Source organism: Spirosoma aerophilum (assembly GCF_054782495.1).
This window is the reverse complement of record NZ_BAAGSJ010000040.1, coordinates 1-21,537: the sequence shown is the minus strand read 5'-3', so window position 1 is coordinate 21,537 and position 21,537 is coordinate 1. Positions and strand designations below refer to the sequence as shown.

The window sequence follows — 21,537 nt, the reverse complement described above, 5'->3', positions numbered from 1 at the left end:
GCCACCCATCATCCGTTCACCAAGTCGACTTATCATCCAAACATGACCCCAACACCACTAAGAGCGGGACTACTGGCCGGAACTGTAGCGATTACGGTCAATACACTGGCCCTGAAACTGGCGCAACCCCTGGGTATTGTGGCGGAAAGTGGCGGTTTGCTCCGGCTCGGTAGTCGCTACGCCGGACCGATAGCCAATGGGCTGGGCATCACTTACGCCTGGGCGAAGGCCGGATTACCCGGCCCGGCTACGCTTCCGTTCTGGCTGGCGTTTCACTACGCGACCGGTTTTGGTATGGTGTGGCTCTTCGTCGCGGTCCTACACGCCCGGCTGCCCGGTAGCGGGCTGGTAAAGGGCAGTTTGTTTTCGTTGCTCCCCTGGCTCATCAACGGCCTGCTGGTCTTACCCGCACTCGGCCAGGGAGTAATCGGCTGGCGCGTACTCCCCCCATCCGGTATAGCCTACTTTGCGGTGGCTAACTGGCTTTTCGGGGCCGTCCTGGGTATCCTCTACGAAAAACAACAGCGCCCGAAGGAGCTCATTTCGCCGGTTGGTAGTTAGCCCGATACCGCAACGAGACGGCACCTGCCCCTTTTAAATCCGCTTCCCGAGGATAGACGAATCGGGCAGACGATCTATCCCACGCAACCTTTTTCCAAACTATTCCGTAGTAGCTAAGTTAGCTCACAATTAACCCGTTAAGTAAAACCAATAGGATGTTCAATAGACTACTGCTGATTGGAATACTGGCCCTGCTGGCCACCGCCTGCGCCGACCACCGCGAACCGGAAAATTTTGCCCCTACCGTGCGCATTGTTTCACCCGTGGCTAATGCCCGCGTCACGCGCGGGGACGGCCGACCCGGAGCCGGCAGCTTCAACGGCAGCGGCTTTGAGATTAATGTGGAAGTGGTCACCCGCGATTCGGTCAACGTCATTACCAACGAAAGCCTCAACATTCGCAACACCGCCCTGCTGGGTAATGTCAACCCCAACATGCCGGGCCTGACGGTTCTCTTCGACACCGACCTGGTTAAACCCGACGGTGGTATCATCCCAAAAAATACCAACCTGGCGGCCCTCTTCAACATCGCCGGCACCGACGACACGCCCGGCCCGGGGGTCACCATCTGGACCGGCTGGCACGTGCTCGAATCCATTCCGGTGGGCGTCGGTCAGTTTACCATTACCGTCTCGGTCCGGGACAAAGCGGGCAAAACGGGCACCGACAAAATCACCCTCTCCGTTGCCGAAGGCAATGGAATAGCCACCAGCGGGCAGGCCCTGACGCCCCCGCCCTCGGCGACCCTCAACACCACGGGTCCGGTTGACCCGGCGGGTCCGGTTGTCACCCTGCTGGCTCCCCGCGATCCGTCTAGTGTGTCCACTGGCCCCAAAACCTCGCCCACGCCACCCACCAATGCCTCGCTGTTTTTCATTCAGGTGTCCGCACTCGACATCAGCCGAGCGGGTATTGGGGTCAATGAAAATGGGGAGGGCCGCGACGACGCCACCCGGGGTACGATCGTCGACCCTACCCAGTCATCCAAAGGGCCCAACCGCTACGTAACGGGGCTGAACGTGACCTTCGACGTGCCCCTGCTGCAACCCAACGGCAACATCATCGTGGCCGGGGGTAACTTAGCCCCTGTGTTCAACATTGCGGGCAGCGAACTCGACCCCACGGGCTACGTGCGGACGACCTTCGGCTGGGTGGTGGGCGGCTCGCTGCTGATGCCCGTGGGCAAAACATCGGTGACCATTACGGCCCGCGTGACCGACAATGCGGGGAAGACGGGGAGTGCTACCCGCGTGGTGCAGATCAGCCCGGTGGTGAACGGGCAGGCCCTGACCCCTAATTCATAATGAACTGATTGATCCATCACAGCACCACATGGGTTACCAACCCAAGGCGTTCGGTGTTGTGATGGATTAACCGCGCTGAATCAGCCATATACAGCAATCACACTCAACGAAAACAGATCATGAAAATTCCAGTACTACTAATGGCGGTTGGCCTGAGCGTATTGACCGCCTGCCAGGATCACATGCTGACACCGGTCACCACGCCGGATGCGGGTCCGGTGGGCGTGACGGGCCAGGACCGGGTCTACACCGCCGACCAGAGTTCCAACACAGTATCGGTGTTTGATCCCTCGACTGACAAACTCCTGGGGGTCATTCGCTTTGGCATCGCCCGCCCCAACGACTTTAGCCCACTCTACGACCGGGAGGCCAACGTGCACGGCCTGGGCATCTCTCCGGATAACCGCACCTTAGGCGTCGTTTCTACGCTGACGAACTCGGTCAGTTTTGTGGATTTGACGACCAACAAAATCAAGGGGAAAGTGTACGTGGGCCGCAACCCGCACGAGGGTTTTTTCACGCCCGACGGTAAGCAGTTCTGGCTAACGGTGCGGGGGGAGGACTACGTGTCCGTTATCGACGTGGAGAAGTTGCAGGAGGTTCGACGCATCGAGACGGCCAAAGGGCCGGGCATGGTCGTGTTCCGGCCCGACGGTAAGGTGGCTTTCGTCAACCACTCGTTCACCGCCGAACTGGACGTAGTCGACACCAAAACTTACCAGGTTATCAAACGTATTCCAACCGTAACGCCCTTTTCGCCCAATATCGCGGCCACCTTCGACGGGCAGCAGGTTTGGTTCACCCACAAGGATGAGGGCAAAGTAAGCGTGGTGAATGCCCAGACCTACGAAACCGAAGGCGTCATCGACACCGGACCGGGCACCAACCACGTCAACTTCGCGGGGGCGGAGGGCGGCTCGCGCTACAGCGGCAGTGCCGCCGGGGCGTTTGCCTACGTGACGGTGGGCGGGGAAAACGTGGTGAAAGTCTACAGCCGCAGCCGTCAGTTGGTGGCCACGATTCCGGTCGGCCCGAATCCCCACGGGATATGGCCCTCGGGCGACGGCAGTAAACTGTACGTAGGGCTGGAGAACGGCGACGCGGTTGATGTCATTGATACGAAGACCAACACCAAAATTCGGCAGATACCGGGCGGGCAGGCCCCGCAGGCACTGGTGTATGCCGTCCGGGCGATACCCGACGGATCGACCGGGCTAGCCAATCTGGAGGCTTTCGTACCAACCACACCGGTAAACGTGCGGCTGACGCCCAACGGGACGCCACCCGTTCCGGGCGTCGGGGGCGGGGCTACCGTGCGCACCATCGGGGGGATCGACGAGCTGGTTCTGGCCCTCAAAAAGCTGACGCCCGACACAGCATACACGCTCTACCTGTCCGACCAGAAAAGCATGGCGGTCAACCCCGAAGCGGTGGTAGCGTTTAAAACGGATGACAAAGGCGCGGTGGAAATCAATGCGTACTACCAGATTAAACTGCGGCTGGCGGGGCGGTTCTTGGTGGTGCTGCAGGGCGATAAAAATCCGGCCGGTGCCGTGGTTCTGAGTACGCCCTGATGGTTATTGAAAAGGTGAGTTAACCCCGACACTGTAAAACACCTTCTTCCCGGTTTGACCAATTCATTTTTAGCCGTTCACTCCTATCGTTCTATGCTCGATTTTCGCCTGAATGTCTTTTACACGGTGGCCAAACGGCTCAGTTTCACCAAAGCAGCCGCCGACCTATTCGTGACCCAGCCCGCCATTACCAAACACATTCAGGAACTCGAAAGCCAGTTTGGCACGGCCCTTTTCGACCGGCGGGGTAACCAGGTTAGTCTTACTAGGGCCGGTCAGGTGCTGTTTCGCCACGCTGAAGGAATCATTGCGATTTACCAGCAGGCCGAATTCGACATGAATACACTCAAGGGCCGGGTAGGCGGACAGCTGCGGCTGGGGGCCAGTTCGACCATTGCCCAGTACGTCATTCCGGCGGTACTGGCCCGCTTTCAGGAGCACACGCCCGAGGTGAAGCTATCCCTGCTCAGCGGCAACACCGAACAGATCGAACAGGCCCTGCTGGGCAACGACATCGATCTGGGCTTAGTGGAAGGCCGCACCCACCACAGCGATGTTCGCTATACGCCCTTTGTCAAAGACGAACTGGTACTGGTTTGCCGGGACGACCACCCGTTGGCCGGGCGGGATGAGCTGACGCTGGATGAGTTGAAAACCATTCCGCTGGTGCTGCGCGAACGCGGTTCTGGCTCACTCGAAGTAGTCGAACACGCCCTGCGCAAGGCGGGGCTGCGCCTGACCGACCTCACCGTCGGTATGCAGCTGGGCAGCACCGAAGGAATCAAATCGTATCTGGGCAGTTCAAAGAGCATGGCCTTTGTGTCCATTTTTGCGGTGCAGAATGAACTCAAATCGGGTACATTGCGAGTGCTGGATGTGGCCGGTCTGGCGATACAGCGCGATTTTTACGCCATTCAGTTGCAGGGGGTAAGCGAGGGGCTGGCCGATACATTCATGCGCTTTACACGCCATCACTATAACCGGACGTAATAACCCATGAGCAGGGATGATTGGCCCCGTGCCCGTCGGTAGGGTACCTTTAGTCTATCATTAAAGCAACCGGTTATGAATCCGACAACAACGCCCCGACCCCCTTTCCTCAAGTATATCGACACCCTGCGCACGCACACCTTCACCACCCGCGAGCTAATTTTCGGGGCCGCGCTGGTGCTTTGCCTGACCCCGATTGTGTCGCCCCCGCTGGCCTTGTTGCTGGGGCTGCTGATGGCGCAGTTTGTCGGCCATCCATTCCTGCACCTCAATCATAAAGCCACGCACTGGCTGTTACAGGCGTCGGTGGTCGGGCTGGGCTTCGGTATGAACATACACAGTGCGGTGCAGGCGGGGAAAGAAGGCGTACTGTTTACGGTCGTGTCCATTGCCGGGACGCTGACGGTGGGTATTCTGCTGGGCAAATGGCTGAAGATCGACCGGGTTACGGCTCACCTGATTGCAGCCGGTACGGCCATCTGCGGAGGGAGCGCTATTGCGGCCTTATCGCCCGTGATGCGGGCCGAAGAAAAGCAACTGTCCGTCTCCCTCGGTACCATTTTTATCCTGAACTCCGTCGCACTGATCGTCTTTCCGCTCATTGGCCAATGGTTGCACCTGACGCCCGCTCAGTTCGGACTGTGGTGCGCGCTGGCCATTCACGATACGAGTTCGGTGGTGGGCGCAGCCGCTAAATTTGGCCCGGACGCCTTGCAGTTGGCTACAACCGTGAAACTGGCCCGCGCCCTCTGGATCATTCCGGTCGCTCTTGGCACGGCAGCTATGTTCAGAACGGGCAACCGTAACATCAGCATTCCGTACTTCATCGGTCTGTTTATTCTGGCCATGATCGCCCATACCTACCTGCCCGCTATTGAGCCGGTCGCCGGGGTGCTGGTGCACCTGGCCCACGTTGGCCTGACGCTGACGCTGTTTCTGATTGGGGCCGGGCTATCGGGTAAAGTTATCCGCGCGGTGGGCTGGAAACCAATGGTGCAGGGCGTCGTTTTGTGGATACTGATCTCCACTGTATCACTCTATGCTATCCTGCATGTATAGTTCAATCAACTAAACAAAATCACTTTTACTGACGCTTTTGATCCCATGAAAAACGACGCAGCCAATCTTTTCGACCGGCGGGGTTTCCTAAAAGCCGGTTCGCTCACGACCCTGACCGCCCTGCTGGGTACCAACATCGCCTTTGCCGACCGGCTCCCCAAACAGTACCTGCCGCTGGCCTTCGACCCGCTCGACCCAATGGCGACTAAAAACAAGAACTTAGTCGTGCTGAATGACAAACCCTGGAACGTGGAGACCCCGGCTTATCTGCTCGACGATGCCGTGACACCCGCCGACAAGATGTTTATCCGCAACAATGGCCTGATCCCCGAAACCATCGACGTGGCCAACTGGACACTGACCATCAACGGCGAATCGGTGAACGCGCCCAAAACCTACACCCTCAACGACCTTAAAACCAAATTCAAGCCCTACACCTACCAACTGGTGGTCGAGTGCGGAGGAAACGGCCGGGCGGGGTACTTCCCCAAAACAGCGGGTAACCAGTGGACCGAAGGCGGAGTCAGTTGCGCCGAGTGGACTGGTATCCGGCTTAAAGATTTGCTGGCCGATGTGGGTTTGAAAGATAATGCGGTTTATATCGGCTACTACGGGCAGGACCTGCACCTGAGCCGCGACCCGAAACAGCCGGTCATCTCGCGGGGTGTTCCCATCGCCAAAGCCCTCGAAGAGGAAACGATGATTGCTTGGGCTATGAACGGGCAGGATATTCCACTGGTGCACGGCTACCCGCTAAGGCTGGTCATTGGCGGCTGGCCCGCGTCGGTATCGGGGAAGTGGCTGCACACGATTGCCATTCGCGATAAAGTCCACGACGGGGCTAAAATGACGGGTAAAAGTTACCGCATCCCCATTCACCCGGTCGTGCCCGGCGTTGATCCACCCGATAGCGACTTCAAAATCATCGAGTCGATGCCGGTGAAGTCGGTAATTACCTCGCCCAAAACGGGGCTGGAACTGCCGATGGGCCAACCGCTGGCGTTGCGCGGTCATGCCTGGGCGGGCGACCGAACGGTGAAAGAACTACACGTGTCAATTGATTTTGGCCAGACCTGGCAGAAAGCGGCCTTGAAAGCCCCAAAAAACCGGCTGGCCTGGCAACACTGGACCGCTGAGGTAAAAATGCCCATTCAGGGGTATTATGAGGTCTGGGCGCGGGCTACCGACGACGCGGGCGTGGCGCAGCCGATGGTGATGCCGCAGTGGAATCCCGAAGGTTACATTAATAATGCCTGTCATCGGATTGCACTCAAAGTAGTGTAAGAACGGGAATAAAGGAGGAGTGGGAAGAGTGGGATAAATCGAACACAGAAATCATGACTACGAGACAAAAAAAATACCAGTGGCTGATAGGCAGCCTATGCATCTGGCTGCTCTGTGCGTGGATAACGCAGCAGCCCATGCCCGCTAAAAAAGGGCCGTCAAAACCGACAGCCACAACGGTGCCAGTCCACCGTTCGCCAGCCGGGAAGGCAGTAAAAGCTAAGTCGTCGGCTGTAGCCAAAGATGGTGCTGTGTCTGTTCACCCCGATGGCGTACAGGTTGACTCCGAAACGGGGCTGGCCCTGGATAAGAACCTGATGCTGGTGAAAGGCCAATGCACTGTTTGCCACTCCAGCAAGCTGATTCTGCAAAGCCACTTCGACCGGGAGAAGTGGGTCGAGCGGATTCGCTGGATGCAGCGGACGCAGAAACTCTGGGACCTTGGCGACACTGAACCCGCCGTATTGACGTACCTGACCAAATATTACGGCCCTATCAAAACGCCCTTCGATGGGCGGAGACTGCCACTCGATGCGCCGAAGTGGTATAAGGAAGCCGGGCGGTAAATGAAGTGATTATAGCTGTACAGCGGTGCTCAGTTTTCTTTAGGCGGTAGACAGTTCAATACCCCCCTAAGTATATTCAAAAAAGACTTGTCGGACACCAGATTGGCTTATCTTTGGATATGCGAGCACTCCAAATCGATAACCTACCCCCGTCGGCTCATCAGGAGCTAGTGGATTTGTATCAAACCACTAAGCTCCCACGTATCCGTACTCGTGCCCAAATGATTTTGCTTTCAGCCGAGCAAGCCTTAAAAGCTCCCCAGATCGCCCTGATTGTTCGCGAAAGTGAACGCACGGTTCAACGTTGGCTCAAACGCTATCAAGCCGAAGGGATTACTGGCCTGCATGATGCACCCAAAAGTGGGAAGCCTTCCAAAGTTAGTCAGGCTTATCGTCAACAACTACTCAGCAGTGTACGCCAACGTCCCCGCAGTTTAGGCCTGGAATTTTCGCTGTGGACGCTGGCTCGGCTGGCCGATTATTTAGCCGAGCAAACGGGTGTGCGCCTATCGGAAGAGGGTGTGCGTCTTCAACTAAAAGCCATGGAGATTGTCTTATCCCGGCCCCAACATAAAATCAGCAGCCCTGATCCAGAGTACCTACTTAAAAAAAGGAGATTGAGATCAAAAGAGATCAGTTAGAAGCTAATGCGGTTTTTTACTATGCTGACGAGTTTAATCTGAGTTGGCAACCGACCCTTAGAGCGATGTGGAGCCCCGTAGGTCGGCAGGTAATGATTCCCACGCCGGGACAAACCAACAAACGATTCGGCATCGGGGCGGTCAACTATCATACAGGCGAAACGGTGGTTATTGTTCGTAAACGAAAACGACGCGAACAGATTACGGAGCTTCTTGAGCAGCTTCTGCTGAGGCACCCAGTGCAAACCATTTACGTGGCTTGGGACAACGCCGATACCCATAGTGGCGGAGAAATAGATGCCGTAGTACGAGGAGCCGCTGGCCGGTTAGTCTTGCTGTATCTGCCCACTTACAGTCCCTGGCTCAATCCCATTGAGATGTTGTGGCGACACTGGCGACGCGAGGTGACGCATTGTGAGTTATTCGAATCCATCAAAAAGCTGATTGAAGCGACCAATAACTTCTTTGCCCGCTATAATCAAGCACCTGAAAAAGTGCTATCAATCATCGGAGCAACCCGACAGGTCTTTCTTGATTGTACTTAGTAGACTTCTGGTAGAGGTTTTGTCGCGTTTTCTTTACGCCACTTACGTGTTTATATCGGTACAGGTTCCTCTCCTACTCAACCGGCTGTTTCCGATCAATAAATGGATAATGAATACTATTTAATGAACTAGCTATGTAACTATCGATGAATGGGTTGTGTTAGCACCGGCTATCACTGAAAATCGTTCAATAAAATGTCCCTTTAATTTAAATCTTAAGTTTCAGAGCTGCAAGCGCCGAAGTACCTCCATTATCTGAATCATCTGATCAGGTTTCCAGAGGTCACTTCGACTAAAGCGGGCATACGCCTGTTGATAGGGTATGTTGGCCTGCTTGAGGACTAAGCCAATATTTTTTGTCTGCTGAAGGCGCTGGGATAGCTCCAACTGAGCCTGTTGAAAGTCGAGCACAATTTGCTTATCGTCCGCACTTCCCAGCGCGTTGATAAGCTTCGTTAAATCCTCTGAAGTAAGTGGTCGATGTCCAAGTTTCTTTAAATAGATCGTTGCCGGAGAGCCCGAAAGTAGCTCATCAGGAGCCTGGGTGACTAGCTCACTGGCTTTGTGCAGGACGGTACTATAGTTCTTGGCAGCATCAATAATCTGCTCTTCAGCGGCTCCAAATGGCATGACTTAATGCGGGTCAATACATTCTTGCAGAAATCTTACTAGTTGGCTATGCATAAAACTCACAATGGGAGTTGGTGATTTCTGTCGCCAACTGGCATCTAATGAATTTAAGTATGGGATTCGGCTATCGACATGAATTAAACTTATTGGTTGTTGATGAAATTGCTGAATATAGTTCATCAGTAGCCGAGCCATCGGGCCGTTGCCTGCCCCAAAGGGATGAAGCGTTAAGAGTTGAAAGTGGGCTGTAAATGATAGGTCGTATATCTGCCGGGGTGTTCTCAACCGTGTAATGGCCGTATTAACCTCCTTTAGTAGATTATCCAAGGCCCTAGGCAGTTTATGAAAATCAATTAGTACCCGCCTTCCCACCGTTTTATCATCAATCCGAAGTTCTCCTCGGCTAGTGTCATACTGACTCAATAATGAATAGATAAGACCGCCCGTATGACACATTAGTGTTGAGGCTAATTCCTGTAAAATGGTGCGGTTTAAAGGAATGTGCTCATTTGCCATCGTCAATATTTGCTGAAGGGCATTATGATGATCAACAACCCTCAACTGATCAACTAGGGACTTGTCAGTAAGTCTGATTCCTTTTTGAAGTAAATTCTGAATTTGGAGTAGTGTTAATGTTCCCCCTTCAATACCAATTGAATGATAAGTCTGTAGAATCCCTGATACGTCGTTGGCTTTGGTAGCTGTTACTTTACTAAACTGCTCAACCAATTGAGGCAGGGTAAGGCTAGTATTCATAGGGATTCATTAATAAATATGAATGCGGAAAGATACTTGATCAACAAAGGTTTGAACCATTCATTTGCAAGGAAGGGGCTTTTCTACCTGATTTACTGTAATATTACTTTGGCAAGTAATTCTTAGAAATGACAAAATTTGACGAGCTAAAGAAACGATTCCCGAACCTGATTCCCGTTCAGGAACTGCGGTCAAACGTGTCTATCGTCGAACTGGCCATTCACTATGGCTACTTGCTGAAACTGAATAAAGGGAAAGCTCGACCTGTTCTGGAGAATGTAGCCTATAACGACGTAATTCTCATCAAGAACGCTCAGGATGCCAGCCAACAGGTCTATCAGCGGGTTGGTAATTTCACAGATTCCGGGACAATTATCAATTTCATTCGCAACCGTTTAGCAACCGTCTTTTCTAAATTTAACCGCTCCGGCGAAGATGAATTTAAAAATATTGTGAGTGTCCTTTACGATTACTTACGTATTGATCCTGAACAAGTTGATTTAAACAGACGAGCGACTGACCAGCTAGTTGAGAGGAAGCTTAAGCCAGTCTTTTCCTTAGACTTATTTGAACTTTGGCCACTGGAAAATGATAACTATTTAAAGACTCGTCATATTAGTTTAGAAACTATTAATAGTATTGAGTTTATTAATAGAATCGCTACCCAAATCACGTATTTTGATCCTCAAAAACATCAGATAGTAGACTTTACTACCGTAAAAGACAATCCTCAGCACAAGTACATTCTGTTTTCAAATGTTGCCTTTCCGTATTATGATGGGGTATCAACGGAAGTGACTGGTTTAGAAATTCGCAATGAGAATGTGAAACTGCATGCACCGGGTAGCGATAAGACATCTAGCGTCTTTATGTCGAATCTGCCCCCAAAAGTGGAGCAATTTATTATTATGGAAAGCGCCATTGATGCACTTTCACATAAGCAGTTACGGATTCTACGCGGAGATATTAAATTTAACTCGGTGTATTTTTCTACAGGTGGCCATCTTACACCCGAGCAGGTCAACACCATAACCAAGTATATCGACACAAGCGCTAAAGCACACGCTTGGAAAATTAACCTAGCGTTTGATAATGATGCAAAAGGCTTTGCGTATGATCTGCAATTCATTCAACAATTATTGGCCACTAAATTCCCGCTTCGTTCTGTACCTGTGGGAAAATATAAGATTGGCTTTGCATTGCCTACGCAGGAAACCTACAGAGCTTTCCGAGACGATTTACTTGATCGTATTAAAGCCTATAATGAAATGATTTTGGGCCAATCGTCCATATCGCTTAACGCCAATGCAACCGAGTCAACTGATTTGTTAATTTCTATTGACCAAACCACAGATCAACTAGTGCTAAGTCTTCCCGAAGCTAATTTACCTCTCTCCTATTTCACCAAAAGCTTATTAGAGCTAAGTGGGCTTAACAAACGAATTTGTATTAACAAATCGACTTCAAAAGACTTCAACCAGGATCTACAACAGGAAATTCTAACAACTTCTGGTCTGGGGAATTGATCATTTTGAGTTTACTTGAAGGCTTCACAACAGCTTACTCCCCTACTCGTTTTTGAATTGATCCTTATGCAAAATAGCCCAAAGTGACAAGCTGTCACTTTGGGCTATTTTGCATAAGGATCAATATGGATCAACTATGAAATTAGTTACATTATCTGATTTTACAAGCAAAGTGACAGCTTGTCATTTTGCTTGTAAAATGGCAAGTAATTCATTGGTTTTCTGTAGGATACGTTCGCAAGATTTACGGGAAAGTGTTCCAGCAGCTAATTCTCGAATCGCAGTCTCAAGTTTTTTTATGCGATCCTCCCCTACTGTTTTTTGACTTGTTTTAACTGTTAAGTTCGCATCTTCAACTATTGAATTGAAATCAACTGAATTAGATTTGGCTATCGCTTCAATAGCTGATCGAGCGATCTTTTTCTTTCCCGTTAGAATCTCCTGTTTTTGCTCAGGGTTTAGCTTATTTAAACCTGCGGCAAAATCCCCATCCCGCTTAATGGTACGACTACTAACACCATACTCTTCTGCTAGCACAATAGAAACATCAACTATAGGAGTAGTTGTTACTTTATTTCCACCCCGAACCGTCTTTTGTTGTAGATACCGTAAACCTCTTAGGTAAGCGATTTGCTCAGTTGAAAGATTGCGTCTTCCTAACTGAAAGTCGATCATGTAATCCTTGGCCTCGTCTAAGCTGGTAAATCGAAGCAGGTTAATCCGGTAATCCAATTTATGCTCCTGACTGATTCGGTACCGATTGTGCCCGTCAATAAGGACGTAAACCGGTCGGTTTTCCTCATCAAGGTGTAAAATTGTTGAGGTTGTCTCCCAAACGCTCAGCGGATCTTTTACCCCATGTTTAAGGATATTTTGCTGAAGTTGACTATATTCCTCCTGCGCGAGGGGCGGAATTAAATCCCGAAGCTGGTCAAGGACCTGAATCTGGCTCTTTATATTTTCCTCGGTCGATAAAAGGGATGTCGGTAGGGTAGAGGTCTTCTCGCGCATCGAACTCATGAAGTCCTTTTTCATATCAGATTGTCATTATTTCAGTGGCAAGATGATGATACTGCTGCCAGGAGACTGATTTGTTAGAATATGTGTACAAATCTTCCTTGGCAACCTGAGATTGCTTAATGACCGTCGATACCTCAATGATCGCTTCGTAAATGGGAAAGTTTCGGTAGGTATCCCGAATATGAGTCATCATGCTTTTATGAATACTCTGATTCTTATGCACCATCGTAAACACAATTCCTTTCACTGACAAAGTAGGGTTAATGTATTTGCGAACCTCAGCTATTCGATTAAACAGGCTTTCTACGCCGTGGTAGGCACTGGCCTCGGGTTGAATCGGCACTACGCAATAATTTGATGCTACGAGCGAGCAGGTTGTACAAATGCCTAGGCTTGGCGGGCAATCAATGAGAATATAATCAAACTTATCTCGTTCATCTTCCAGCTTTAAGGCCAATCGGCGGTCGGCTCCAATAGAATTAGCCAATTCTGATTCCCGGTACGCCATCCGTATATCGGAAGGGGAAAGAAATAAACTAGGGGAAATCTCTATCATAGGTAGGTCTGACCCCGTTAGCAAGGCATCAATTACTTGTTCATCCGGGTCATGAATACCAAAGCACTGGGACAAATTCCCCTGTGAATCCATATCAACGAGTAACACCCGATTTCCAAGTAAACTTAAGGCTTTACCCACGTTGATAGTCGTTGTCGTTTTACCCACTCCGCCTTTGTGATTCACAATCGAAATCACTTTGGCTTTATTAAAAAGGGCTTCTGAATAGCCATACTTTCGTACCGCTTCGTCTAAAGCAGGCAAGTGTTTCGCCGGGATGTCTTTTTGATCGGATAGGGCTTTATGCAGCGTCTTAGAAGGAATACCCGCTTCCTTTTCAATCTGAGACAGATTTAAGGCGGGTTTAGAACGCAGGAACCGAACTAATTTGTCCTGGTTAATCATGAGCTTAAGGATAAAATTTTATCTTTTGTAAAAGTATAAAGAACTTCTTTTATCCAAGGCAAAATAAAGAACTTTTCTTTCTATGTACGTCTAATTATTTAAATGTTTGAAAAATAGGCTATTGTCTAAAATAGTATCAGAATTGCTAAGACTGATAATCCTTAGCGCCAACATCAAAACAGCCCGAATAGGAGGGAGGCCATTCTGGGGGGCGTATGGAAACTATTATTCTAAATCCTTAAATATTAATGGCTGAAGGCGTTCGATCGCTTGAAAAAATGGGCCGTACATAACTGGATTTTGAGCATTCTCGAAAAGGGATAGCGTATTGTTATAAAATCTTCCAAACATGCCTGATTGCATGTGTTGACGAACCGTTTCGTGCCACTCGGGATGGTCAATTATTAACTGGAAAGCTACTTGGTGTTTCGTTTCAGTTAGAGCCTGCAATTTTGCCTCTTCAATGGCCTGTTGCCGCTGGCGGTCTTGCGCCTGTTCTTTAACTTGTTGCTTTACCGGATCTATCTGTGTATCAGTAACATCATTGGAGGTTGGTAATGGCGTATTGATCATTTTCTGTATATAGCCCGCTACATTTTTAATTACCGTCCCTTGCCTTATTTGTTTCAACGTGTAGTTGATAGCAGTACGCACTTGATCTTCCGATGCTTTTTGAAGCCAGTTCAATATAACTTCACGTCTAACAAACTGCGCAACAGAAGCATACAATTGATCAGCAATATGCTCAGTTCTAGAATCATTGGCTCCAATTATAACTTCTTGCTTTTCTTTCGTAATCTTATTGGCCTCTTTACTCTTACTGACTGAGATAGTGGGTTTGGCCGCTGGAAGTAGGGGTGAGGCTTGGGTAGACATATGAAAGATAACAGCAGCAACTTTACGGTTACTACGCTCCTCTTTCATTTCATTAACACGGATATTCGTAAATGTATTTAGGTCATTACAAGCTCTAAGTAATACTTTTTGCTTGAAATTTCCGTAAAGCGGATATTCTTTTTCACCAATTTCAAGGACATCTCGAAGCCGCTCCACCGTATAGCGGATAGAGGTCTTTTTTAAGTTCATCTGATGGCGTAGCATCATGTACAGGCGAATAGAAAACTGACTATGCACTCCTGAGAGATTACGTACGTCAAATTCAAGGTACTCCGAGCGAAGTTGAAGCAAATACGGTTTTAATTCAGGATGAAAAGTAACACGAATCGATTCAGACTTAGTATTGCCGATTTGTGAACTAGCACTAGTTAGAAAGGGAATAACTGTACGATACCGGTTACCATCTTCCTTTGTATGATAAAGTACCATTGTTTTGTTTACCAACCGTTCCGCTGCATCTTTTATACTTTCGTAACTGCGCCCGTCTCGACTTAAACTAAATAACCGGATAATGTCTGCAACGCGTAGTTCATATTCACAGAAGGTTAAGTCATCTGGACTAATCATAGTAAGCATTGTGAAAAACACGCGGAATTCCACTACGTCCATGCGGTACGTAGCCTCTACGATACCGTTCTTACCCGCTTTCATTCGGGCGATTGTTCGTTCACCTATATCCGAGCGTCTTCGTAATGTAGTCTCCTTCGTCATACCACTAAATATACTTAAAAAGATGTATCAACTTACGTGAATATGATTGGACTACAAAAATTTTGATTTGACTTTAAAATGCTGTTTTACCCTAATTTTTCAGGCATACGTGTTTTAGGTTATAATTACGTGTTACCGGTTATAGTTGAGAAGTAAGTAGAGTGAGACCGAGTGAATTAGTACATCTAGTTTCATATAAGTACAAGAAAATTGATGGCAGAAAATAGCTTTTTAGCTCATAGGGTATTCAAACTCATGAATATTAGACTAATCGGCGCTTTGGTGAATACGAGATATAAGTTATATATCTATGTGAATTAGGTTATGTTTAAACGAGAATCAGGTTATAGTCCTACGAGATATAAGTTACATATAAACGAGATATGAGTTATATTTAGACGTGATATAGGTTATTTTATTATTGTTAACTATTTGACTTTCAGTTTATTAATTGCGGATAAAAAGAAACATTAAGAAAGTGATTAAAAGTAACACACTAAAGAATTTATGTATGTGTTACCCGAAAAGAATTCTGTTATTATAAGTGGAGTGTGACGATTTTACGGTGAGAATTGAGAGTAATAAAACTGCGTGGTGGCTACGTGTTATAGGTTATAGTTGATTTTGGTAAAGATAGTTATCTAATGTGAAATGGGCTGTTTTTTGGATCAGGCTTCACATACAAGCGCATGACGTGTTCTTGGTATATGATCTTTACCCCTTTGCTCAGGAAACAAACTATTCATTTCTAAAGCAGACAAGAGTTTAGCCATATGCCGATGAACTTGCACCCGCTGAAAGAGTTGACCTTTGGCTGTGCGGAATCCTGACGCATTTAATTCGTCTGCAACCTGTTGCAGGGTCTTATCTTGATGGAGATAGCCTTTAATGGTCAATAAAGCCCGCCTGTTGTTTTCGTTCGTTGCTGCTTTGGCCTTGATGGCTTCCTCCCCTTTTCGCTGAGCCTGTGGCGTCAAGTTCTGGCGGGAGCCTAAGACAAACCCCTGTTGCTTCTTAATAGCTAAAGCCTTCTTGGTTCGTTCGCCAATCAACTCTCTTTCATGCTGAGCAAGGGTAGCAAAAATGCCAATGGTTAGGGTGTTGGCATGGGGCATGTCAGCGCAGACAAAATCCACCCCACTATCTTTAAGCGCAAAGATAAATCCAGCGTTGCGGCTGAGCCGATCCAGCTTAGCAATCACTAAGCGGGACTTGTTCAATTTGGCATAGGCCAAAGCCTCAGGGAGCGTCTATAACGCTTACCGCTTTCAACTTCGATGAATTCCTGCACCAGTTAGGCCTGGCCACCGATGAAACCCATGACCTGGGTACGCTGGGCCTCCAGACCTAGCCCACTCTGGCCTTGCTGCTTGGTCGAGACTCGGTAATAAGCAACATGAAGTATTGGCTGACTTTCCATCAAGGAGTAAATTAAACAGCCAATATAAAGGAAAAGTGGTATTTGTTACAAATCATAAACGACGACCGTTTAACATTCGTAACAAACCCTGCCTTTAACTAAAATTCAATAGTAGTTTGTACATTATCCTGCATAAATGGTGCAAAATTTTCATCTAACTAGTCAAAAAAAAATGCTTTACTAGTTATTAATCAAAATCTTATCATTTAAACGGTCAATTGGACGAAAAGGGTCATAAGTGTGATGATTTCACATTTATGACCCTCACAAACGTTTCATATTGCTGTCCTTGTAACCAGATTTTAAGAAAACTACTTATTTAATGAGTTTGCTAAGAAGAAGTATACTATCTGGTTCGTTCATTCATAAAACTCTCAAAAATAAGATTGCAAAAATCTTAATTGCAATAAGTTACAATTTCAAATGAAAGGAAGGGACAGTTATAAGAATACCCTATGGTTGGAATTATATATCCATAAACCTGTATCTCCAATACTCTTTGAATTCATCATCCATATCTTTAAAATCAGGCCTTGATACTATTCGTTTGTAAAGGTTCAAATTATTTTGTATATACTCCCTAAAATCTTTGGAATCTTTTTCATTATGTCGACCATCGTATGTAGTATTATCCATGTTATAAGGGGATCGTTTGTTAAATAAAACAAATGATCCTCTAAGCCATCTTGTTACATGACGGGCGGATTCAGGAATACTTCTACCATATTCGCTGTACTCATATCTATTTTCGACGATTTCATATCTATCGTAAATACCAGGATGAATTTCAGATACTTCTTCTCTAATGTCTTCGCGCTTTAAACGTCCGTCGAGATTCAAGGGCATTAATTCGTCAAGCTCCAAACGGAAATAATTCCATTCTGGATTGTAATTGAAAGACTCGAAAATTAATCTTTTCGGCTTTATTACTTCAATAAATTGATAGTCTAATTCAATACATCCTTCCTCATTAGACAACCTTACATCTTCCAAGTCCATCCCACCTCCATCTGGAAAGAACATATGATTTAGGTCTTTGTATGAACATACTATTTTTAGAATATTTATAATATCATCAATACTTTCCCAAATCACTCGAGTTGGAAACCCAGACGGAAAGAGCTTAGTCTGAATTTCAAACCATTGTGCAAGATTCCTTTTATGAAAGTCTTCGTTTATTGCTTTCCAGTTATTAAGTTCTATACTAAATTCATCGATGTTTGGGCGAGCGTTTGGGTCATTATCAGTACAGGCAGATAATAATTTATCAATTGGATTTGTATATATATCTGTATTGAATTTTTTTAGCTCTATAATAGATTCTGTTGAATAACGCCCTTCAAAACCCTTGTAGTTTCCAGTAAGAACAATCCACAATGTCTTTGCTAAAGAGTATATATCAGCTTTGATACCTTCCGCTTTTGAAGATTCTCTTTTCATTTCAGGAGCTATTGTCCATCTAGCACCTATTTGTTCATTAGCTACAGATACATCCCTTTTATCTGGAAAATCAACTAATCCGAAGTCTGCAAGCGAAAATCGTGAATTGTAATATAATAAATTGGATGGTTTTATATCTCTATGCGATATTCCTCGCTGATGTAGCACTTTAAGAGTTTCGCAAACCTCTAGAATCGCATCTATTTTTTCTTCAAATGATTTATTAATAAATTCTTTTTCTGCATTTTTGGCAACAGGCATTACGAAGAAAGGAACTTTCCCCTTTATATCATCAGGTAAATATCTATCAAGTATCGGTATGATACCTATAACATCAGAGTTTTTATCTAATACACTTGTTTCGTCAAGGAAACGAGAATATGATTTAGGGTTTACTTGCTTGAGTATTTTGATTGCCCCTTCTTCGCCTTCTTTAGTTAAACATCGCCAAACCGTTCCATTGCCTCCACCGCCTAGATAAGCGTCGAGAGTCCATTTTCCAAATACTTGACCTTTGCGGAATTGTTCTTTTTTCATATTTTTTAAATACCCATATCTGTCAAATTTACACTAGGATTTTTTGCTATTTATTAGACACCATTTCTTCTTTTTACCCCTTGCGACTATACCCGTTCGCTTAGCTCTGTTAATGACTATACGAGCTTATGCTTGTGAACAAAACAGGGCAAATAAACTACGAGGCTTCTGTCTATCATTTCACTATTTCTAGTCTCTCAAAGAGGATGGTTAAAAATTTAATAGCTTCATCCTTAGCGACCTGAGGAGTAATGTCTTCCAAGACATATTTACCACCGCTTATCTGTGATTCAGTACCAATTGATATATATCCTCCAGTTTCCAATTCGCCTGACGTGAAGAAGTTGTATACTGCCTGGACCTCACGACTGTTAGCATTGTCCGACCTGGCGTTAAAAAAGATGCGCGGCTCACCTTCGAGCCTTTTGCGCTTCAAGCCCTTTATAAAAATATGGAGTGAAACAGAAGCAGCCTTAATTTCTACTTTGCCTTTGCTTTGGGAGCCTGAAGAATAAGGTTTAACCTCAACTCTTCCTTCATGATCATGCAGCTTTATTTCTTCTAAAGCTTCCTCAAATGCAGGTACAATAACTCCCCGAGCTGTACTTTCAAAAGCTTTTAAGAATGATAATACCTTGTCTTCCTCGCTTTGAACACTTTCTTTCTTCTCGCTTAGAGCTTTATTAAACTTTGATAAGGCTTCGTTCAACTTGTCTGAGTTGCTCATATTGAGTGGTTTACTTAGTGTTGTTTCCTGGGTTTTTTCTATCAAATCCTCTGGATTCGCAGACGGCTCTAAAGGTGGCTTCCATTTGTCGCATTTCGTTAAATCAATGAAATCTTTTTCCGGGAATTTTATAATCCTAACTATATTACTAGCTGGGATCGGCTGTTTGGCTCGATCTTCGTGATCTAGGTCCATATCTATTATCACCCCTCTTTTTCTCAAATAATGGCCTATCACTATAGACTCTAAACCACCGTAATATTCTAAAGATGCTATGGGGACATAAGCCTCAATTATGCAGGGCCTACCAATTGTCGTAATAATAGGGCCAGATAGGGGATCATCCTCATGGCTGTTATAAAGTGCTTCACCGCCCCAGCTACGAAAGAACCGCTCTATTCCTCCTTGTCCTGCTTTATATGGTGGAAAAAAGCAAAACCAAATCATCCCGGCTCTGCTGGTATTATGAGCCTCGTTATTAGTGAGCAAATGCCTTGCCACCTGTGATTCAATCGCACCAGTTTGTACAATGGCTTCCAATCGCTCACTCAACATAGACGCGCTGGGTAAAGACATGCCATTTGTAACAATATTTTGAATCTCTGTGTCTGTTAGACGTGTGCAATGATAGCCGCGCAGAACATAATCAGTTCTTAGAATTGCAAGGAGCCCGTTTACCACTTCATCATATTCTGTTGCGCTAACTTGGCCGCTACTTGTCTTCCAAGCACGAAATATCTCTGCTTTCTCCTCTAAAAAATTAAGTACCTCTGTGGGCCAACTATTTTCATTTCTCAAGTCCAATATTTTCATAGCAATTTTGGTCACATGGGAGTGCAACCGGTAATAATATGCATACCTTTTCCAATGTTTATAACGTGACAAGACGATCTACTAATTAGCAGTTTCTGCCTTAATCAAACGTTCGTTTACTGTAGGACAAGATAGCACCAAGAACATATTCATAATGGTATTCCGAGGATACAAAAAAGGGAGCCATTATTAGCTCCCAAAATTACATAAGTGATTAAGCGGCTTTCTGGATTGAATCACTAGTATCTGGCCGATTAGGGAATAATCGACTAATCTGCATTGGCCAACCACTCTTATGTACAACACGATCTTTTGCTAACTCGCCGTTTATAATTTCGCTTTTCGTCAGCTTTGCCAGAGCTTCCCATTTATCGTCAAAAACGTAGGTGGCATTGTCAGTAAATCGGCTTTCAAGAAGATACAGATTAACATCTTCAAAGCAGAAAATAACGTATCCGTAGAAACCTGCGGTTCCAATTATGAGCTTACTGGGCTTAAATTTAGTGATGTGCTCAAATCGAAAATCAACTAACCGACGTTTGCTTTCTGATAGTCCTTTGGTAACATCACTCAGCACGTCTTTAGCTCTATCCCAAGGGTATTCACCCGTTGGTAAAACGGTCCAGTTACGACGTTCGATTTCGAATTGGTGCAGCTGTACTAAAGCATCAGAGAATATTTCACACTCGCCGAACAACTCCAAGAACAGATTGATTACGTGTTTTACTTCACTAACGCTCTTTTGTTGATCGGAGTGGTACTCAAGTTCCCGGGAGATGACTACTTTCTTGTTATCCTTGATGGCGATTATAAGTTCTTCGCTTGGACCAGGAACATGTATACGCTGATATCGTTGATAAGGTATTTCGACATTGTGCCATCTTCCGTGCCAGTCTTTGACCATTCCGTCTCTATAGCAAGTTTCTTTTGGAAGATCAGTCAATTTGTCGTCTCTCCCTTGAGCGTTGAAACGTGAAACAGACCCAAAGGGCTTAGGTAGTAGTTTCTCACCCGCTCGGAGGTCCGCGCTAAATCCTATCTTTTGAAGTTTGTTGGCATGGCTTTCTATATCCGTCAAAACTATATAGAAGCGGCTACCAGCAGGTAGCGATTGAAGAAAATTATGCGGATTGTTAATCCGCGATTGTTTGATTTGCATTGTTATATTAAGTTACCAGTGAGTACTATTTAAAAGAAAAAGAGCCGAAGTAGCCTTCAGCTCTTTTTGTTATCCCTTTGGGGGATACGGGTCATTTCCGTACGAGTTGCGCCAGTTGATTTTGCCATCCTGGCTGTGCACAATCAGCTCTGATCCTTGATTGCGAGCGATGTCACGCGCGGCATTGATAGCTTCGCTTTGTGTCTCTGTAATACGGGTAGCTCGGCTATTACCAGCTCCTTGCACGGCCCATCCGTCTCCCCGGGGAACAACGTGCTGATTTGTCTTTGGCATAAAAAAAGGTATTTGGTTTAATAGTAGAACGAGACGCCAAAACACTTAGTTCATTTCATTGACATTTTTTTTTGACAGTCAATTAAATTGACGTTTATAGAATTGACTTTTGATTTTTTTTT

General features: G+C 46.6%; 21 protein-coding genes. 10 read left to right on the top strand and 11 right to left on the bottom strand.

Annotated elements, in window-relative coordinates; all coding sequences use genetic code 11:
• Nucleotides 1-42 precede the first annotated feature (42 nt).
• The 9 genes from ACYVK4_RS31500 (at nucleotide 43) to ACYVK4_RS31460 (ending at nucleotide 8,524) form a co-directional block, all read left to right on the top strand.
• On the top strand, nucleotides 43-561 hold the full coding sequence (locus tag ACYVK4_RS31500; protein ID WP_018619831.1) for a hypothetical protein: 519 nt from the start codon (nucleotides 43-45) through the stop codon (nucleotides 559-561).
• A 155-nt stretch (nucleotides 562-716) separates the two neighbouring features.
• Entirely contained in the window at nucleotides 717-1,865 is a 1,149-nt protein-coding gene (locus ACYVK4_RS31495) for a hypothetical protein (RefSeq protein WP_018619830.1), read from the top strand.
• Nucleotides 1,866-1,984: 119 nt separating this feature from the next.
• Entirely contained in the window at nucleotides 1,985-3,439 is a 1,455-nt protein-coding gene (locus ACYVK4_RS31490) for a YncE family protein (RefSeq protein WP_018619829.1), read from the top strand.
• 93 nt (nucleotides 3,440-3,532) lie between these two features.
• The gene (locus ACYVK4_RS31485; protein WP_018619828.1) at nucleotides 3,533-4,429 is read left to right on the top strand and encodes a LysR family transcriptional regulator; all 897 of its coding nucleotides are present in this window, start codon (nucleotides 3,533-3,535) and stop codon (nucleotides 4,427-4,429) included.
• Nucleotides 4,430-4,504: 75 nt separating this feature from the next.
• Nucleotides 4,505-5,488 carry a YeiH family protein gene (locus ACYVK4_RS31480; protein ID WP_018619827.1) on the top strand — a complete coding sequence of 328 codons (984 nt, stop codon included), beginning with the start codon at nucleotides 4,505-4,507 and terminating at the stop codon, nucleotides 5,486-5,488.
• A gap of 45 nt (nucleotides 5,489-5,533) precedes the next feature.
• On the top strand, nucleotides 5,534-6,772 hold the full coding sequence (locus tag ACYVK4_RS31475; protein WP_018619826.1) for a sulfite oxidase: 1,239 nt from the start codon (nucleotides 5,534-5,536) through the stop codon (nucleotides 6,770-6,772).
• Between the two features lie 53 nt (nucleotides 6,773-6,825).
• Nucleotides 6,826-7,338 carry a hypothetical protein gene (locus ACYVK4_RS31470; RefSeq protein ID WP_018619825.1) on the top strand — a complete coding sequence of 171 codons (513 nt, stop codon included), beginning with the start codon at nucleotides 6,826-6,828 and terminating at the stop codon, nucleotides 7,336-7,338.
• 119 nt (nucleotides 7,339-7,457) lie between these two features.
• Nucleotides 7,458-7,979: a helix-turn-helix domain-containing protein gene (locus ACYVK4_RS31465; protein WP_040585487.1), complete on the top strand. Its 522-nt coding sequence runs from the start codon at nucleotides 7,458-7,460 to the stop codon at nucleotides 7,977-7,979.
• On the top strand, nucleotides 7,955-8,524 hold the full coding sequence (locus tag ACYVK4_RS31460; protein WP_211211226.1) for an IS630 family transposase: 570 nt from the start codon (nucleotides 7,955-7,957) through the stop codon (nucleotides 8,522-8,524). Before ACYVK4_RS31465 ends, ACYVK4_RS31460 begins: the two co-directional genes overlap by 25 nt.
• Nucleotides 8,525-8,746: 222 nt before the next feature.
• On the opposite strand, the gene ACYVK4_RS31455 is transcribed toward ACYVK4_RS31460, so the two are convergent.
• Both ACYVK4_RS31455 and ACYVK4_RS31450 read right to left on the bottom strand, forming a co-directional pair.
• Nucleotides 8,747-9,154 carry a hypothetical protein gene (locus ACYVK4_RS31455; protein WP_461131570.1) on the bottom strand — a complete coding sequence of 136 codons (408 nt, stop codon included), beginning with the start codon at nucleotides 9,152-9,154 and terminating at the stop codon, nucleotides 8,747-8,749.
• A 3-nt stretch (nucleotides 9,155-9,157) separates the two neighbouring features.
• The gene (locus tag ACYVK4_RS31450; protein ID WP_461131569.1) at nucleotides 9,158-9,910 is read right to left on the bottom strand and encodes a Fic family protein; all 753 of its coding nucleotides are present in this window, start codon (nucleotides 9,908-9,910) and stop codon (nucleotides 9,158-9,160) included.
• 128 nt (nucleotides 9,911-10,038) lie between these two features.
• Between ACYVK4_RS31450 and ACYVK4_RS31445 the strand changes: the two genes are divergently transcribed.
• On the top strand, nucleotides 10,039-11,436 hold the full coding sequence (locus ACYVK4_RS31445) for a toprim domain-containing protein (protein ID WP_461131568.1): 1,398 nt from the start codon (nucleotides 10,039-10,041) through the stop codon (nucleotides 11,434-11,436).
• Between the two features lie 183 nt (nucleotides 11,437-11,619).
• Here the strand turns inward: ACYVK4_RS31445 and ACYVK4_RS31440 are convergent, their stop codons facing one another.
• The 9 genes from ACYVK4_RS31440 to ACYVK4_RS31400 all read right to left on the bottom strand — a co-directional run bounded on the left by ACYVK4_RS31440 (nucleotide 11,620) and on the right by ACYVK4_RS31400 (nucleotide 21,415).
• Nucleotides 11,620-12,471 (bottom strand): hypothetical protein, encoded by an 852-nt coding sequence (locus ACYVK4_RS31440; protein WP_461131567.1) that lies wholly within the window; start codon nucleotides 12,469-12,471, stop codon nucleotides 11,620-11,622.
• Between the two features lies 1 nt (nucleotide 12,472).
• A complete protein-coding gene (locus ACYVK4_RS31435; RefSeq protein WP_461131566.1) occupies nucleotides 12,473-13,417 on the bottom strand; it encodes an AAA family ATPase in 945 nt (314 codons plus the stop codon).
• A gap of 225 nt (nucleotides 13,418-13,642) precedes the next feature.
• Nucleotides 13,643-14,965 (bottom strand): replication initiation protein, encoded by a 1,323-nt coding sequence (locus tag ACYVK4_RS31430; RefSeq protein ID WP_461131565.1) that lies wholly within the window; start codon nucleotides 14,963-14,965, stop codon nucleotides 13,643-13,645.
• Between the two features lie 728 nt (nucleotides 14,966-15,693).
• Nucleotides 15,694-16,260 carry a recombinase family protein gene (locus ACYVK4_RS31425; protein ID WP_461131564.1) on the bottom strand — a complete coding sequence of 189 codons (567 nt, stop codon included), beginning with the start codon at nucleotides 16,258-16,260 and terminating at the stop codon, nucleotides 15,694-15,696.
• Between the two features lie 59 nt (nucleotides 16,261-16,319).
• A complete protein-coding gene (locus ACYVK4_RS31420; protein ID WP_461131563.1) occupies nucleotides 16,320-16,445 on the bottom strand; it encodes a hypothetical protein in 126 nt (41 codons plus the stop codon).
• Between the two features lie 465 nt (nucleotides 16,446-16,910).
• Nucleotides 16,911-18,422: a protein kinase domain-containing protein gene (locus ACYVK4_RS31415; RefSeq protein WP_461131562.1), complete on the bottom strand. Its 1,512-nt coding sequence runs from the start codon at nucleotides 18,420-18,422 to the stop codon at nucleotides 16,911-16,913.
• Between the two features lie 175 nt (nucleotides 18,423-18,597).
• Nucleotides 18,598-19,962 carry a hypothetical protein gene (locus tag ACYVK4_RS31410; RefSeq protein ID WP_461131561.1) on the bottom strand — a complete coding sequence of 455 codons (1,365 nt, stop codon included), beginning with the start codon at nucleotides 19,960-19,962 and terminating at the stop codon, nucleotides 18,598-18,600.
• A 214-nt stretch (nucleotides 19,963-20,176) separates the two neighbouring features.
• The gene (locus ACYVK4_RS31405) at nucleotides 20,177-21,121 is read right to left on the bottom strand and encodes a hypothetical protein (protein ID WP_461131560.1); all 945 of its coding nucleotides are present in this window, start codon (nucleotides 21,119-21,121) and stop codon (nucleotides 20,177-20,179) included.
• A 69-nt stretch (nucleotides 21,122-21,190) separates the two neighbouring features.
• Nucleotides 21,191-21,415 (bottom strand): DUF2188 domain-containing protein, encoded by a 225-nt coding sequence (locus ACYVK4_RS31400; protein WP_461131559.1) that lies wholly within the window; start codon nucleotides 21,413-21,415, stop codon nucleotides 21,191-21,193.
• Nucleotides 21,416-21,537: the final 122 nt, after the last annotated feature.

What these genes read in the sequence shown, in the direction of transcription:
- ACYVK4_RS31500 (WP_018619831.1), top strand. Translation starts at nt 43, where the DNA reads ATGACCCCAACACCACTAAGAGCGGGACTACTGGCCGGAACTGTAGCG.
- ACYVK4_RS31495 (WP_018619830.1), top strand. Translation starts at nt 717, where the DNA reads ATGTTCAATAGACTACTGCTGATTGGAATACTGGCCCTGCTGGCCACC.
- ACYVK4_RS31490 (WP_018619829.1), top strand. Translation starts at nt 1,985, where the DNA reads ATGAAAATTCCAGTACTACTAATGGCGGTTGGCCTGAGCGTATTGACC.
- ACYVK4_RS31485 (WP_018619828.1), top strand. Translation starts at nt 3,533, where the DNA reads ATGCTCGATTTTCGCCTGAATGTCTTTTACACGGTGGCCAAACGGCTC.
- ACYVK4_RS31480 (WP_018619827.1), top strand. Translation starts at nt 4,505, where the DNA reads ATGAATCCGACAACAACGCCCCGACCCCCTTTCCTCAAGTATATCGAC.
- ACYVK4_RS31475 (WP_018619826.1), top strand. Translation starts at nt 5,534, where the DNA reads ATGAAAAACGACGCAGCCAATCTTTTCGACCGGCGGGGTTTCCTAAAA.
- ACYVK4_RS31470 (WP_018619825.1), top strand. Translation starts at nt 6,826, where the DNA reads ATGACTACGAGACAAAAAAAATACCAGTGGCTGATAGGCAGCCTATGC.
- ACYVK4_RS31465 (WP_040585487.1), top strand. Translation starts at nt 7,458, where the DNA reads ATGCGAGCACTCCAAATCGATAACCTACCCCCGTCGGCTCATCAGGAG.
- ACYVK4_RS31455 (WP_461131570.1), bottom strand. Translation starts at nt 9,154, where the DNA reads ATGCCATTTGGAGCCGCTGAAGAGCAGATTATTGATGCTGCCAAGAAC.
- ACYVK4_RS31450 (WP_461131569.1), bottom strand. Translation starts at nt 9,910, where the DNA reads ATGAATACTAGCCTTACCCTGCCTCAATTGGTTGAGCAGTTTAGTAAA.
- ACYVK4_RS31445 (WP_461131568.1), top strand. Translation starts at nt 10,039, where the DNA reads ATGACAAAATTTGACGAGCTAAAGAAACGATTCCCGAACCTGATTCCC.
- ACYVK4_RS31440 (WP_461131567.1), bottom strand. Translation starts at nt 12,471, where the DNA reads ATGAAAAAGGACTTCATGAGTTCGATGCGCGAGAAGACCTCTACCCTA.
- ACYVK4_RS31435 (WP_461131566.1), bottom strand. Translation starts at nt 13,417, where the DNA reads ATGATTAACCAGGACAAATTAGTTCGGTTCCTGCGTTCTAAACCCGCC.
- ACYVK4_RS31430 (WP_461131565.1), bottom strand. Translation starts at nt 14,965, where the DNA reads ATGAAAGCGGGTAAGAACGGTATCGTAGAGGCTACGTACCGCATGGAC.
- ACYVK4_RS31420 (WP_461131563.1), bottom strand. Translation starts at nt 16,445, where the DNA reads ATGGAAAGTCAGCCAATACTTCATGTTGCTTATTACCGAGTCTCGACC.
- ACYVK4_RS31415 (WP_461131562.1), bottom strand. Translation starts at nt 18,422, where the DNA reads ATGAAAAAAGAACAATTCCGCAAAGGTCAAGTATTTGGAAAATGGACT.
- ACYVK4_RS31410 (WP_461131561.1), bottom strand. Translation starts at nt 19,962, where the DNA reads ATGAAAATATTGGACTTGAGAAATGAAAATAGTTGGCCCACAGAGGTA.
- ACYVK4_RS31405 (WP_461131560.1), bottom strand. Translation starts at nt 21,121, where the DNA reads ATGCAAATCAAACAATCGCGGATTAACAATCCGCATAATTTTCTTCAA.
- ACYVK4_RS31400 (WP_461131559.1), bottom strand. Translation starts at nt 21,415, where the DNA reads ATGCCAAAGACAAATCAGCACGTTGTTCCCCGGGGAGACGGATGGGCC.